The organism is Candidatus Electrothrix sp., assembly GCF_052785085.1.
In genome coordinates this window covers 1-13,723 of the sequence record NZ_JALAAI010000105.1, presented here as the reverse complement: position 1 = coordinate 13,723, position 13,723 = coordinate 1, and the positions used below count along the sequence as shown (strand labels likewise).

Here is a 13,723-nt window from a genome sequence, read left to right as displayed (position 1 = left end):
CTTCAAGAGAAATTCAGGATTAAGGTTATAACAAACCAAATCAAGCATTCAATGAATCTGAAGATTGAAAAACTTCAGCGAGCCGCATGAAATGCACCTATTCAGAGGGAAAGGTGTCGTTTTTGAGTAGCTATGGATACAAACCAAGGACTATTTATATTCATTGCTCATTTGAAGCATAACGGTGTTAATAAATAAAAAATAGAATCATGATTATAATAGAATAGAATATTAACCATGCTGAATTAAAAAAGGATAAAACGGGGTACAATAAAATATCTCATGAAAGAGACTTCAATATTTCAAAGATGATTGGATAGTCCCAACTACCATCAATCCTCATGGAATCAGCCCCCTCAACTCGACCACCTAGTATAGGTTTTTTTTCATTAATAGATATTTCATATGGGTCAATTGTTTTATCACATCCAAAACCGTATGCAGTCCCAAATTTAAGAGTTCCTTCTTGACGAGCTTTCTTTACATTGAATATTCTGTTATCCATAACAACATTTCCATCATTGTATATTTTAACAGTCTTGAATTTTTCACCTAACAATTTAGGGCTAAAAAACTTATATGAAATATATTTTTCTTCTTTTAATTGATTTAAATAGCTTTCTAATCTTTTGCTGAATGTTTTTTTGTTCAAATAGTCAAAAACATTTTTCATGTTAGATTTTTTTTCATCAACCTTTTTTTTATTTATGCTGAACATGGCATCGCCAACATGTAATTCAAACATTGAATCATCGACCATTCTTATTGAAAAATGGAAGTATTCATCTTTTGAAAAATTAATTGAAACGTTCTTAATAAAAAATCTCAAACTTTCTATATTGCAATAATTGTATTTTTTTGATTTGAAAATAAAATTGTTATCATTAAATATGAATTTATCAATTTTAGTCGGAAAATTAATAGTATTAGTCATTACAGATTTCCTCCGTCCATATCGGGATATCTTGTATAATAAATCAGGTAGTAAATCAAGGACAGCCCCCCGATTAAACACCAGCGATTTCAATTTGCAAAAAATACATGTTGAACTAAAAAAGTCAATAAAAAGTAATCATGACGGTATCACATTCCAAAATCATAAAGGCCGTAGCTATGCGGGTCACATGTTTGAATCGGCAATTATATCAATTTGATAAAATAATACTGCAATAGCTAATTCTCACGCCTCCACCCCGGCTTTCCTCAATCTTCTGATAACCGCTTCGGCAATATCATCCGCTCCGGTTGGTGTGTCGGTTTGCGGTGCTGCCAAGTCCTGGATAATCTCCCCTTGTCGCTGCCCGGCCACCTCCCCATAACTGAAAAAGGTGGTCAGTACCTTCTCATGCCCTAAATTCTGGCTCCACGCCTTGAACTGCTCAGGTGTCCTCTGCACACTTCCTCACCGAGCCGGACAAGAGTGTTGCGGAAGCTGTGCGGTGTGAAATACGGCAGCCCGGCGGCGGTGAAGGCTTCCTGAAACAGTCTGACAGAAGAGAAAAAGAGAAGGGCTTTTCCTGACACAATTACACAGGAATTACACACACGGAAAAAAGCAAAAGAAAAGGGGTCACAGCCGAAAAGTCGTAACCCCTTGAAATTTTTGGTGCCCGGAGCGAGAATCGAACTCGCACAGTTACAAGAACCGAGGGATTTTAAGTCCCTTGCGTCTACCAGTTCCGCCATCCGGGCTTTTGGTTGGGCAATTTTACACTGTTGGAAATGATTTGTCAATTAATGTGGTGAGAAAGAAAAGAATGGTTCATAATAGGGCCTCTTTGTTATCAGGAGGGGTGCTGCCAGGTTTTCCGGGATCAGCCAAAGCTGTTTGATTCATTCACGTTACTGCTTAATAATGCGTAAATATATTTTATTTATTGCTCCGTTATTTATATTTTTAGTTATCGGTCCTATCGGTTATATTTTTCTGGAGAGAACCAGTTTTCTTGACGGCCTTTACCTGACTATTATAACTATCAGTACTGTTGGCTATGGAGATATCGCTCCAATCACTGCGCCAGGCCGGTTATTCACTGTGCTCCTGATTTTTTCCGGCGTTGGTTATGTTATGTACATCTTCAGCCAAATTACTGAGGTTATGGTGGAAGGGGGTGTGCAACGTTTTGTTGATAAGAGAAAAATGCAAAAGAAAATGAAACGACTGCAAGATCATTATATTGTCTGTGGCTTTGGACGAATCGGCTATGAAATCTGTTCCATCCTGCGGGAGAACAACCGTTCTTTTGTAGTGGTTGAAAATGATGACGAGGTACTTCGGGAGCTTGATGAACTTGGATATATTGCTCTTCAAGGGGATGCCTCGGATGACGATATCCTCTTAAAAGCCGGAATCAAGACAGCACGCGGCCTGGTTGCAGTGGTCTCTACTGATGCTGAGAATCTCTATATCACCCTGACAGCACGGGGAATGAATCCAGGACTCTTCATCCTGACCCGCTCCAGTGGAACCCCTGGCGTTGCCAAGAAGCTGGAGCGGGCAGGGGCCACCAAGGTTATTTCCCCGTATTCCATTGGGGCACGAAGAATGGCGCAGCTCATTGTGCGGCCCACAGTGGTCGATTTTCTTGATCTGGCCATGCAGGCCCGTGAGCTGGGGCTGTGTATGGAAGAACTCCTGATTACAGAGCAGGCCTCCTTTGTTGATAAAACCCTGATGCAATCCGGTCTCAGGGAAAAATACGATATAATTGTGGTAGCTATTAAACGGCCTGATATACCGATGATTTTTAATCCCGGCCCAAAGACTGAAATCAAGAAGAATGATATCCTGATCGTGCTCGGAGATAATCAGCAGATTTCAGCCCTGGAAAAAACCCTGTAGGGGTGTTCGCGAACCGCCCCTACACAAACGTCGGTTTTTCTACTCGCCTTTACGCCCGATCAATGCAATCCTGCATTTCCCGAACTGCCTGATCCAGCCCCACAAAGGCAGAGCGGGCAATGACGGCATGACCAATGCTCAACTCCTCAATACAAGCAATCCCTGCTATGCGGGTGGTGGTCCGGTAATCCAGACCGTGCCCGGCGTTGACCCGGAGGCCTGCTTCAAAGGCCAGTTCTGCCGCCTGTTCAATCAAACGAAATTCCTTGTCCTGTTCTTTTTCATTTTCCGCATCGCAGTAACGACCTGTATGCAGTTCCACATAGGTGGCACCAACGTCCTGGGATGCCTCAATCTGCTCTGCATCAGGATCAATAAAGATGGAAACCGGAATACCTGCTTCGCTCATCTTCTTAATGGTTTTACGCAATTTCTTTTCATTCGCAACAACGTCCAGGCCGCCTTCGGTGGTCAGCTCTTTCCGTTTTTCCGGGACCAGGGTGATCATGTCTGGCTTGATCTCCAGGGCAATTGCCACAATCTCTTTGACATTGGCCATTTCCAGGTTGAGCCGGGTTTTGACGGTCTGGCGAAGCAGGTGGACATCCCTGTCCTGGATATGACGACGATCTTCCCGAAGGTGAACAACAATGCCCTTGGCACCGGCAAGTTCACAGATACCGGCAGCAAGGACCGGATCAGGTTCTGCACCTCCTCGGGCCTGGCGGATAGTGGCAATGTGATCAACATTAATGGCAAGTTGCGGCATTTTTTTTCTCCATATGTGGTGATGTTGGATTGAGTGAAAGAGTTCCTTTTCTTGGCTGAACATAATTTCAGCCTGTTCATTAGAAATTTCATGGTCATAGCCAATAAGATGGAGTAGGCCATGAATGAGCAGCTCAGTCAGGCGTTGATGGAGGCTGATCTTTTTTTCCAGGGCCTCTCGTTGTGCTGTTTCCACTGAGATGAGAATATCCCCAAGTTCCTGGCTGCTCAGCTCAACCGGGACAGGTACTATAAATTCTTCAATGTTCTCAGAATCCTCTGCTGAAGGGAAAGAGAGGACATTGGTTGGTCCTGCCTTGGAGCGGTACTGCTGGTTATAGGCTGTCATGGCAAGGTCATCCAGCAAGACAACACTGACAGTGGCTTCAGCTTTTCCTATTTGCCGGAGGAGGAAGAGTACTTTTTGTTCAAGCAGTTCCTCGTTGATTTTTGGGTGGATCTTATAGAGTTGTGAGACGATATTGACAGGCATGGATATAAAGTAGGTGGCATGGGGTTGCGTGATGCATACTGCAGGAAATATTGGGCAAGAAAGATTCGAGAATATAGCAGAGTGCTTTTGTTCTGTCAACGGAATCAGCAGGCTGGGCTAGTCTGATCTGATAAAATGTTCTCCTTGTTTTTTCAGGAAAGAAGGTCTCTTTTTGTTGGATGAATATTCCCATGAAAGAACAACTTCTAATTGCTTAAGATGGAACAGTTTTTCCTGCTTGACAATTATTGGCTGCCTCGCTATATATATTTTTACTTTTTTGTAAAGATAAGGTTATATAGATCTAGCAGTGCCTGCTTTCACAATCTGTTCTCTCACTCTGAAGGTGAGATGTAAAAAAACTCATATCAATTCATGTCCGGCATGTTGCCTGGCAGTTCAATTAATTATTGTAAAAAGGAGAGGTAATGAAAAAGTCAATCCTGAAAAATGTTGTCAGCGCCTGTTGTCTTGTCACCTTGGCTGCTGCTCCTGCTCTGGCCACAGACATGAGCATAGATGACGCTCTGAAAAAGTTGAAAGACGGTAATACTCGTTTTGTCAACGGAAAATCTCAACATCCCCACACAGACACTGCCCGACTCATTCAGGCAGGAAAAGAAGATCAGGGCGACCATGCCTATGCCACTGTCATCACCTGTTCCGATTCCCGTGTACCGGTTGAGCGTATTTTTGATGCAGGTATCATGGATCTTTTTATTATCCGGGTTGCCGGTAATGTCATTGATACTGATGAGGCTGGTTCTATCGAATACGGTCTGGCCCATGTCAATACCCCAGTCTTTGTAGTTCTCGGCCATACCCAGTGTGGTGCAGTTACTGCGGTAACCAATGAGGTGCAAGGACACGGTCATGCTCTGGAATTAAATATTCCACCTCTGGTTGACAACATTGAGCCTGCTGTTAAACGGGCTATGGAGCAGCATCCCAAGCTGGCAAAATCTCATGATATTATTCCCTATGCCATTAAAGAAAATGTTTGGCAGGGTGTAACCGACCTGTTTATGCGCAGTGCATCTACCCGTCAGCTGGTAAAAGATGGCAAGGCCAAAGTTGTTGGAGCAATCTATGATGTAGGAACTGGTAAGATTGAATGGCTGGACCAAGGCAAGGTTGATACCATTCTGGCTGAGGTTGAAAAGAATCCTAAGCGTCAGATGGAGGCTATGGCTGACTGATGTCTTAAGCTGAGAAACATCTGTTGATGTGGGGGCGTGATTCCGAGGAATCCGCCCCTTTTTTTTCGGTCTGGAGAGGAATATGAATAAGAGGAGCAAGAGGAGCAAGGAGATCAGCGGAATTTTTCTTTCCCTGCTTCTTTCTCTGACCATTTTGAGCGCGATATCGCATTCGTTGTATGCCGGAGAGGCTGAAAAATCAAGACAGGAGCCGTTGTTCTCCCTTGATTCTCAGGCCCAGCCTGTGGTTTTTTCTGGTCAGGAGAAAATGCATTTTTCGGTCTCCTGGTCCGGCGGGGTAAAGATTGGTGATCTTGTTCTGACGCTCAGCCCCCATTCGGCAGGACAAGGTTTAGTGATCAAAGCACGGGTGACTGATTACGGCTTGTTCCATTTTTTTTATCCTGTGGATGACACCTTTACCACGCTTATTCGTAAACCCTGGATGTTGCCTCATCGTTATGAAGTGCATCAGCGTGAGGGGAGCAGGGAAATACATCGGCTCACTTTGTATGAACAAGAGCAGGGTAAGGTTTGGTATCGGAAGCATCAAGATCCACTCACACTTTCTCAGGTTGCCGGACCGGTTTATAATGAGTTTTCAGCCTTTTTTATTACGCGGGTTTTGGATTTCCAGTCAAATAAGGAGCAGGTTATTCCTGCCTTTGTGGATAAAGAGCAGCATAAGGTTGCTGTAAAGATCCTGGGGCGAGAGAAAAAAGAAAGCATCTTAGGTCAGAGAAAGACCATCAAGGTGATGCCGGAGATGCATTTTAAGGGCTTATATGAGAAGGACGGTGATACTGTTTTCTGGCTGACCGATGATGCCTGCCGGATCCCGGTGGAGATCAGGTCAAAAATTCTGATTGGCTCCTTGGTTGCGGAACTGGTGGCATATTCTAATCCGGCGTGTCAGACCGTATCAGCTCCGCAAGGTAATAAGGAGTAGACTGCATGGAGTATAGAACAGGATCAATAGGGCGGGTACTGACCATTCGTTTTGATCATGGGGAAGATTTTCTCAAAGGATTAGAGGGGATCTTGCTGAAAGAGAAGATACAAAGCTGCTGGTTCCAGGTGATTGGGGCTCTGGATAAGGCAGGGGTGGTGACCGGGCCGAAACAACCGGTTGTCCCGCCAGAACCGATCTGGCAGGATGTGGACGAGGTCTCTGAGCTTCTTGGCTGTGGTTCCGTGCATATGAATGGGGATAAACCAAAAATCCATCTACACGGGGCCTTGGGAGAGCACGGCAAAACCCTGACCGGCTGTATCCGCAAAGACAGCCGGGTCTATCTGGTGCTTGAGGTCATCGTCTTTGAACTCCAGGGGATTTTTGCTACCCGTCCCTGGGATGAAGCTAACGGGATCAGCCGCCTGGTTTTTTCATAACCGCTGTAGGGGCAGGTCCCTGTGCCTGCCCGATATGTAAGGGCAAACACAGGGATTCGCCCCTACGATACTTGAAATATGGGGCGAATATTTTTTGTTGAATTCCCTAACAGGCCACTTCTGATTTTGGATGTCCGGTTGGCTGCTCAGGATGATTCATATGATGATGGAGCACCTCTGCTGGCAAATGGATATCGAACAGGGCATTGACGATCTTGATCAGGAAGAAAAAGGTCAGTAAGGGCAGGAGAAGCACCTGAATAAGGAGAATCCCCACATAGAGAAAGGTGAGGGTGAGCAGGTTTTCAATCATCCCTCCCATATTACTGGCCACCGCAGTAAAAGCTTGCTTGAATTCACTGGACTTTTCCTTGAGAAAAGAGGCTGTTCCCAAAATCCCCATGTTGGGCAGGGAAAACTCCTTGAGTTTATCAAGTTCTCTGGACTCAAAAGCCAGTTGCTCATTAACCTGTTCAATCTGCGGTGCAAAAAAACGGGTATTAATAAAATCATTGGCCAGTGCAGAAAGCGGCAGGAAAAAACGAGCAATGACGATGAGCAGGGCAAAGCGGGTTATGGTTTTATGGAGAAAAATAAGCTTGGTATTATTGAACCAGATCAAGGTGGCAAAAAACAGGAGAAAAACAGCAAGCACGGTAGGTGCCAGGGAGATTCCGATCTCATAGGCGAGTTTTTGAACCCCTAATGAGGCGATTGCCGTCACCAGCACATCGGAAAGGCGCTCGGTCATATCATCAATGGGGTCCAGGGCCTGTCCTACGGCTAAGGATAACCCCACCCCGGCTGGTTGCAGGTGCAGGTTTGATTCCTTAATAATGGAAACAGAGGCATTAATCACCCGGCAGGTTGCATAGGAGATACCACCTTTGCTGATTGCCTCGCTAAAATAGCTATCTGTTGGCCCATCCAGAGCTGGGATCTTCAGACCAGGCAAGAGAAAGAGCAGGACCGCGACAACAAGTCCTCCTACTGAAAGTATAATTTTTTGCAGTAAAGCTTTTTCCATCTTTTTTCCTCCCATATAACTCTTCCATCCCCCCTGGGGAGAGATAATAAAATATGAAAGTTGATTGTCTGGGTAAACAAGCTACCTGACACTTTCATATAAAAAGCCTCTTGCTTTTGATCAGATCATTCCATCATATGAATACGTTCGCAATCCGGGCAGATCCAGGTGGGGCCGTTACTGATGCCCCATTTATTTTCCGTAAAACATTCCGGGCAAATGGCAAAACCACAGACACAGCTCCAGCAAAAGGGAAACTCTTTTGTACAGCAATGACAGGTGTTTTGTTTTTTTCTTCTTTGCCGACGTGTTGTCCCAGCGTGAGTTGTCATGTTTTTCTTTATTATGAGGAATGTAATGCCTGTTAGCGATCATGTTGACGAACATGTTGGTGAAGATAGGCTATGTCACTGGCCTGTACTTGTCCCTGATCCAACAAAGCCAAACCTGTGCAGGTTGCGTTGAGGAAATCCCAATCATGGGAGATGATCATATAGGCAATATCCAAGCTGTTAAGGATGTCAATCAGTCGCTCCCGGATGTCTTTATCAAGATTATTGGTTGGTTCATCCAGCAGCATGGCTTCCGGCTCCATAGAAAGGACTGTGGCCAGGGAAACCAGTTTTTTTTCACCCCCTGAAAGACGGTGGGTCACCCGGTTGGCAAGATCAAGCAGGCCCAGATCCTCCAGAGTCTTGTTGGAAATCTCCAGGGCCTGTTCCGGGCTCTTGTCAAGGTTTAAAGGCCCAAAGGCAACATCCTCAATCACTGTAGGCGAGAAAAGCTGGTCATCTGCGTCCTGAAAGACCAGGCCAATGCTTTTGCGCAACTCTTTGAGATCCTTTTTGCTTTTGACCTGCTGTCCTTTAAAAAGGAGGTTCCCAGCTGTTGGTCGATGTAGGCCCATGAGGAGATGGAGCAGGGTGGTCTTGCCACTGCCATTAGGGCCGATCAGGCCCAGCCGCTGCTTGTAATTCAGGGAAAGGTCAACCTGCTGGAGAATATGTCTACCACCAGGATAGGCAAAGGAGACCTGATCCATCTGAACAAGGGGTGGCGTGGCAGGAAACATGGGGATATTTTTTCTCTGTTGTAGGTGCAGACCTGGGGGCTGCCCTTTTTTTGGGGATGACGGCAAGGGTAAACACACAGGCTTATCCCTACAACCCATAAAAAGAGCGAATATATGGGTTCATTACCAGTGGCACCGAAGTAGTTCACTCAATATAGGCTTACCATTTTTTGCCACGGTTTTCAAATCCTCTTGTCTGGAAGGAGAAAAAGGCGGCTGCCTGATAAAGATGATACTGCAATAAAAAAAACGCCGACTTCGATGAAGTCGGCGAAAGAGATGCTGAGGCAGAGGTGCATATTCTGAAGATCAGGCCATGCACATCGGGCTGGGCAGAGGTGGCAGCAGCGGTGGCAGGTAGGAGGTTTTTTTTCTTTTTCTTTGGGGCAGTTGTGTCCCCTGAATTACAGGTTGGACAGTATTGCCTCGTTTGCAGAACTTGACGTATTCCCAGCAATCTGGATTATCAATAATGGTTTGCATCAGGCTGTGGTGCAGGCTATGACCAGAGCGGTTGGCAATAACATGGCCCAGAACCGGGCTGCCCAACAGGGCCAGATCACCGATCAGGTCCAGCATCTTATGGCGGATAAATTCGTCATCAAAACGAAGCCCGTCCTCATTAAGCACAGACTGACGGTCCCAATGGATGGCAATAACATTTTCCAGGGTGCCGCCCAGTGCAAGTCCGTTTTTCCAGAGTTCTTCTACCTGCTCCACAAAACCAAAGGTTCTGGCTTCTGCCAGTTCACTGGCAAAGCGTTCCGGGGTCAGCTCAGCACTGTAGCTCTGCTCGTTCAGTAGTTGATTGTCACCGAATTTTATAGTGCCACTGACTTTAAAGCCTTGATAAGGTTCGATCCTGATGGATTTGTTGCCGTCAGTGAGAGAGATAGGGTGGGTGATGCGGAGAACTTTGCGCAGTGCCCGTTGTTGTTTCAGGCCGCCTTGGTGGAGGAGGTTAATAAATGGACCTGCGCTGCCGTCCATGATAGGGACTTCGTATGCGTCAATATCAATACTTGCATTGTCAATACCTGCTCCGTACAGAGCAGCCATCAGATGTTCGGTGGTGGAGATTTTCTCATGGCCGTTACTGATGGTGGTGGCCAATGTGGTATCAACTATTTTTTCCATATGGGCTGGAATAACCGGTTTGTTGCTTATATCAGAGCGATAAAAACAGATGCCCTGATTTTCCCTGGCAGGGTTGATGGTTATTTTGACGTCTCGGCCCGTATGCAGTCCAACGCCCTGGCAACTCACTGGTCGAAGGAGAGTTTGTTGATGTGGTTTTATATTGATAGACATCCTGTTACCTCTTGTCTCACCTATGTTCTGGCATGTTCTTCATAGCGATTTCTTTTTTCTTTTGAGATGCAAGAAAATAACCAGAAGTATATTTTTTTAAATTTTCTCTGGTGAGGTTCAGTATTGCTGCTCATATTCAGGGTGATAGCCTATTTTTTATAAGGAAAAGCCTTTGGTTTTGTTTTGAAAAGAAGTTGTGTTAAAAAGCACACAGAAGGCGTTCAAAAATTTGAATGTGGTTTTTCTGACACAGTGCAATCCCAGGGCCGTCATCCTGCTCACTTCTTTCTCTGAAGAGTATTATGGCTTACAATGAAATCAATTACGCCTTGATCTGGCTGGGCTTCCATAACCACCCCATAGAGCGAAAGCCGGAGGTCGAATTGCCTGAGCTTGACCAGATCCTTTTCTGTGCAGAGAAAACAGTTGGCCTCATGCTGTTGAGCTTCTCTAATGAGTTGACGAACCGTCTTGGCAGCATAGGCAAAATGGTCTGCCAGGGGCCGCAGAGCTACCGGCTTGATGGAGAGATCCTTCAGGGTTTGCTGAAAGCCTTCTGGCCGGGCAATGCCGCAAAAGGCAAAACAACGTTGGTCTGCGATTTCTTTTGCCTGTACCGGTGTTTTTTCTCCATTTGCCTGTTGGAGAAGAAGGCCGGTAGGAAAGGTGCGACTGAAAAAAACAGGTTTGTTGGGAAATTTTTTATTGAGCAGGGCCTTGAAGCTCTCAGCCCGTTCTTGATTCTCTTCATTGGTACTGGTCAGGACAAAGGCATGGCAGCGGTGCAGGGCATTAATTGGTTCGCGCAGGTCGCCTCCAGGAAAGACCCTGGAATTACCTGCAAGCTTATCTGTGCTAAAAAGGACAATATCCAGGTCCCGGCGGATGGCCATGTGTTGGAAACCATCATCCAGGAGCAGGACGTTGGCACCCATTCTCACTGCTTCAGCAGCTGGGAGTTTGCGGACAATACCGGTGAGCACCGGCACGCCGGGCAGGCTTTCAGCCAGCATCCGTGGTTCATCGCCCACATAATCAGCTCCGAGAAAGATCTCTTTGCCGTCCGAGACAATATTGATCCGTTCTTTGGTGGCTCCGCCATAGCCCCGGCTGATGATGGCGGGCCGAAAGCCATTGTCCAGGAGCAGGCGGGCCAGGAACTGGACCATGGGGGTTTTGCCGGTGCCTCCCAGGGTGAGATTGCCCACACTGATCACCGGAACCTCAAAGGCCGTGCTTTTGAAGATATTTTTTTGATAGAGTTTTTCCCGTAAGCGCATGGCAGCGCTGTAAAGCGGGGAAAAGGGGCGGCCCAGGCCGTAATAGAAGTTTCTGGTCATTGTTCTTGTAGAGGTGTTCAGTGTGTTTACCCCCTGGTTGCTTCATTACGCACCCTACATTAAGCAGAGACAACAAAGGCAACGTATAGGAAGGGAAAAGGAAGGTCGTCAGGGTCGAAATACTGATGGGCTTGAATGATCTTGCCGATCAGGGGAGTCAGTAATGATAACGGGCCTGAACAAAATCAATTCGCTCATGGCTGACAACATAGACCAGGCGATGTTCTTGGGTAATCCGACGGGACCAGACGCCTGAGCCGAGAAATTTCAGTGGTTCCGGCTTACCGATTCCCTGAAACGGGTCCCGCATTATCGCTTCAATCAACTGAAAGATACGTAGTGCTGTTTTACGATTGGTTTCAACCCAGTAACGCAGATCCTCCCTGAACTCCGGCTGAAAGACAGATTCCCTTTGCAGAGAACTCGCCGCCAAAGGCTTGCCTGCCTTTCTGCGGCGGTTACTCAAACCCGACCTCGCACCGCATTTCATCAAGGGTTTGCGGGGAGCCGGACATCCCGGCCTTTACCCGATCAAGAGCAGTAAGCAGCCGTTTTGCGTTTTTGGGAGAACGAAGGAGATGGGCTGTTTCCAGCATACCTGCCAGTTCATCCGCAGCGATCAGGGCCACATCTTCTCGCCCTCGTCGTTGGATAACCACCACCTCACGGTTTTCTGTCACCTCATCCAGCAGGGAAGCCAGCTTTGAGCGGGCATGAGTATAGGTTGTTTGAATTGCCATAATGCCTCCGAAAAATATAATGTACATATTTACTGTACAGGTTTGAGAGAGAGGTGTCAATCTGGAGTTGCTCAGGCAGAAAATTCCTCAGCAGCCGTCGTCTCCGCCTCCTCCGAAACTCTTTCCCCCAGCCGCTTGATTGTCCACTCCAGGCGTTCCTCAATGGCCCCTTCCTGTCCGGTAGTTGGCAGGGTTTGAATCTGGCTTGAGTCTTCTAAGTAATATCCTTTTATCCTCTTGTTATTATTTGCTTTAGCTCTAAGAATAGGCCAGAAGAAACCCTTTGAAAAAAGACCTCTCTTTTTTAAAATCCCTTGCTCTCCTTTAAAAAGTCAGGCCTTAGTTTTTAAAGTATACAGCTCTCCTTAAAAAGGTGCGTCCTATGCTTTTTAAGGAGGGAGCAATACTTTTAAAGTTGGGCACTATACTTTTAAAGTAGGAGACTATGTTTTTAAAGTAGGGGGCTATACTTTTAAAATAGGAGACTATGTTTTTAAAGTTGATACGTGATTTTTTATAAAGTCCTCTCACCTTTGAAGCACTTATTCGGCAGGAGAAGCATATGTTGCAGCTGTGATTTTTATCTGACGAGCAGCCCATTGAGTATGTTCCCGGGAAAATGCTGTCTCAGCGTCGTTGACAAAATCACCGAATTGTTCTTCTGTTACATCTACCATTCGTTTTTGGAGGCGGGATATTTCTCTGGCAGTCAGGCTGTAGGATGATGCTAACTCAGAGTATTTTTTGGCTTGGGTCCAGCCTAACAGTCCGGCAGCTATCACCAGAAGAGGTTCAGATAGCCATGTCGGGAGTTCGGATAACCAGTTCGGGATAGGGTAAGAAGAGTCAATGAGTTGCAAGCAAGCGACCGCCATGGCAAGAAGATAGGCAGCACGGCTGCACCTTGAGAATAATGTTGCTTGCTTCTTATTAAACGCTGCTTTCTGTTGATACCAGTTGAGTTGACTCTGAATTCTTGTATTGCAATAGTAACATTTTTTTTCTTTAAAGCTGGAGTCGCGAACATTTTTCATCCATTCTGTAACCTGCGGAGTTTTTTTGAGCGTATCATCTATTTCTTTATCACCCATCTCATTGAGTTCCCATATTCTATTCAGCTCGCCGATGAAATGCGATTCAACCTGCTCGTCTGTATAATGAGAATTAAACGGTTCTGCTCCCATTATAAATCGCCATGTCATTGTTTTGACGGACTCAGTCAATGCTCTGCTTTCATACCATACTTTTTCAGGCTCCTTTTTTTTTCTTATACTCCAACACAGAGCCGCCAATGACAATGTTACAAAAAACAGATAACCTGCTGAAGCTATTTTGAAAGGGGTGGTGGGGCCGGATGGACTGAATACTGTTATGGAGGAGGCGATAAAAAGAGAAATAAACTGTATCTTTAACAGGCCCCTGACAGCCTTTCTGTAAAATGGACATAAGGCGCAATAACCCGACAGCCCTCAGGTTGGAGGCTCTCTCAGGCTCACGTTAATCAGCTTACCGTTACGTTGTATACCCAGAGCTGTTAAC

Annotated in this window: 13 protein-coding genes, 1 tRNA gene and 1 pseudogene; 4 read left to right on the top strand and 11 right to left on the bottom strand. The window is 45.9% G+C overall.

The window, feature by feature from the left end; genetic code table 11:
- Window positions 1-280: 280 nt before the first annotated feature.
- From L2082_RS14805 to L2082_RS14795, 3 genes and pseudogenes are all read right to left on the bottom strand, one after another.
- Window positions 281-934, bottom strand: coding sequence for a hypothetical protein (locus L2082_RS14805; RefSeq protein WP_446011907.1), 654 nt, complete (start codon window positions 932-934; stop codon window positions 281-283).
- 246 nt (window positions 935-1,180) lie between these two features.
- Window positions 1,181-1,485, bottom strand: a pseudogene (locus tag L2082_RS14800) (site-specific integrase); the annotation flags it as partial.
- A 119-nt stretch (window positions 1,486-1,604) separates the two neighbouring features.
- A tRNA-Leu gene (locus L2082_RS14795) sits at window positions 1,605-1,692 on the bottom strand.
- A gap of 163 nt (window positions 1,693-1,855) precedes the next feature.
- Between L2082_RS14795 and L2082_RS14790 the strand changes: the two genes are divergently transcribed.
- On the top strand, window positions 1,856-2,842 hold the full coding sequence (locus L2082_RS14790) for a potassium channel family protein (protein WP_446011906.1): 987 nt from the start codon (window positions 1,856-1,858) through the stop codon (window positions 2,840-2,842).
- 49 nt (window positions 2,843-2,891) lie between these two features.
- Here the strand turns inward: L2082_RS14790 and L2082_RS14785 are convergent, their stop codons facing one another.
- Window positions 2,892-4,103 (bottom strand): pyridoxine 5'-phosphate synthase, encoded by a 1,212-nt coding sequence (locus L2082_RS14785; protein ID WP_446009549.1) that lies wholly within the window; start codon window positions 4,101-4,103, stop codon window positions 2,892-2,894.
- A gap of 428 nt (window positions 4,104-4,531) precedes the next feature.
- Between L2082_RS14785 and L2082_RS14780 the strand changes: the two genes are divergently transcribed.
- From L2082_RS14780 to L2082_RS14770, 3 genes are all read left to right on the top strand, one after another.
- Entirely contained in the window at window positions 4,532-5,302 is a 771-nt protein-coding gene (locus tag L2082_RS14780) for a carbonic anhydrase (RefSeq protein ID WP_446009550.1), read from the top strand.
- An 82-nt stretch (window positions 5,303-5,384) separates the two neighbouring features.
- Window positions 5,385-6,251, top strand: coding sequence for a DUF3108 domain-containing protein (locus tag L2082_RS14775; protein WP_446009551.1), 867 nt, complete (start codon window positions 5,385-5,387; stop codon window positions 6,249-6,251).
- A gap of 5 nt (window positions 6,252-6,256) precedes the next feature.
- Window positions 6,257-6,694, top strand: coding sequence for a PPC domain-containing DNA-binding protein (locus tag L2082_RS14770; RefSeq protein WP_446009552.1), 438 nt, complete (start codon window positions 6,257-6,259; stop codon window positions 6,692-6,694).
- 106 nt (window positions 6,695-6,800) lie between these two features.
- Here L2082_RS14770 and L2082_RS14765 read toward each other — a convergent pair whose 3' ends face one another.
- The 7 genes from L2082_RS14765 to L2082_RS14735 all read right to left on the bottom strand — a co-directional run bounded on the left by L2082_RS14765 (window position 6,801) and on the right by L2082_RS14735 (window position 13,650).
- Complete coding sequence (locus L2082_RS14765) at window positions 6,801-7,721, bottom strand: hypothetical protein (RefSeq protein ID WP_446009553.1); 921 nt, start codon at window positions 7,719-7,721, stop codon at window positions 6,801-6,803.
- A gap of 364 nt (window positions 7,722-8,085) precedes the next feature.
- Window positions 8,086-8,793, bottom strand: a complete 708-nt coding sequence (locus tag L2082_RS14760; protein ID WP_446009554.1) for an energy-coupling factor ABC transporter ATP-binding protein — start codon at window positions 8,791-8,793, stop codon at window positions 8,086-8,088.
- Between the two features lie 309 nt (window positions 8,794-9,102).
- Window positions 9,103-10,104: a UDP-3-O-acyl-N-acetylglucosamine deacetylase gene (gene lpxC, locus L2082_RS14755; protein WP_446009555.1), complete on the bottom strand. Its 1,002-nt coding sequence runs from the start codon at window positions 10,102-10,104 to the stop codon at window positions 9,103-9,105.
- Window positions 10,105-10,382: 278 nt separating this feature from the next.
- Window positions 10,383-11,444: a tetraacyldisaccharide 4'-kinase gene (gene lpxK / locus L2082_RS14750; RefSeq protein WP_446009556.1), complete on the bottom strand. Its 1,062-nt coding sequence runs from the start codon at window positions 11,442-11,444 to the stop codon at window positions 10,383-10,385.
- Window positions 11,445-11,601: 157 nt separating this feature from the next.
- On the bottom strand, window positions 11,602-11,934 hold the full coding sequence (locus L2082_RS14745) for a Txe/YoeB family addiction module toxin (protein WP_446011905.1): 333 nt from the start codon (window positions 11,932-11,934) through the stop codon (window positions 11,602-11,604).
- Window positions 11,903-12,184: a type II toxin-antitoxin system Phd/YefM family antitoxin gene (locus L2082_RS14740; RefSeq protein ID WP_446009558.1), complete on the bottom strand. Its 282-nt coding sequence runs from the start codon at window positions 12,182-12,184 to the stop codon at window positions 11,903-11,905. The genes L2082_RS14745 and L2082_RS14740 overlap by 32 nt, the downstream gene beginning before the upstream one ends.
- 542 nt (window positions 12,185-12,726) lie before the next feature.
- Window positions 12,727-13,650 (bottom strand): DUF4231 domain-containing protein, encoded by a 924-nt coding sequence (locus L2082_RS14735; protein ID WP_446009559.1) that lies wholly within the window; start codon window positions 13,648-13,650, stop codon window positions 12,727-12,729.
- Window positions 13,651-13,723 lie beyond the last annotated feature (73 nt).

Excerpts from the sequence above, each read along its gene's own strand:
- L2082_RS14805 (WP_446011907.1), bottom strand. The coding sequence starts at position 934 with ATGACTAATACTATTAATTTTCCGACTAAAATTGATAAATTCATATTT.
- L2082_RS14790 (WP_446011906.1), top strand. The coding sequence starts at position 1,856 with ATGCGTAAATATATTTTATTTATTGCTCCGTTATTTATATTTTTAGTT.
- L2082_RS14785 (WP_446009549.1), bottom strand. The coding sequence starts at position 4,103 with ATGCCTGTCAATATCGTCTCACAACTCTATAAGATCCACCCAAAAATC.
- L2082_RS14780 (WP_446009550.1), top strand. The coding sequence starts at position 4,532 with ATGAAAAAGTCAATCCTGAAAAATGTTGTCAGCGCCTGTTGTCTTGTC.
- L2082_RS14775 (WP_446009551.1), top strand. The coding sequence starts at position 5,385 with ATGAATAAGAGGAGCAAGAGGAGCAAGGAGATCAGCGGAATTTTTCTT.
- L2082_RS14770 (WP_446009552.1), top strand. The coding sequence starts at position 6,257 with ATGGAGTATAGAACAGGATCAATAGGGCGGGTACTGACCATTCGTTTT.
- L2082_RS14765 (WP_446009553.1), bottom strand. The coding sequence starts at position 7,721 with ATGGAAAAAGCTTTACTGCAAAAAATTATACTTTCAGTAGGAGGACTT.
- L2082_RS14760 (WP_446009554.1), bottom strand. The coding sequence starts at position 8,793 with ATGTTTCCTGCCACGCCACCCCTTGTTCAGATGGATCAGGTCTCCTTT.
- lpxC (WP_446009555.1), bottom strand. The coding sequence starts at position 10,104 with ATGTCTATCAATATAAAACCACATCAACAAACTCTCCTTCGACCAGTG.
- lpxK (WP_446009556.1), bottom strand. The coding sequence starts at position 11,444 with ATGACCAGAAACTTCTATTACGGCCTGGGCCGCCCCTTTTCCCCGCTT.
- L2082_RS14745 (WP_446011905.1), bottom strand. The coding sequence starts at position 11,934 with ATGAAATGCGGTGCGAGGTCGGGTTTGAGTAACCGCCGCAGAAAGGCA.
- L2082_RS14740 (WP_446009558.1), bottom strand. The coding sequence starts at position 12,184 with ATGGCAATTCAAACAACCTATACTCATGCCCGCTCAAAGCTGGCTTCC.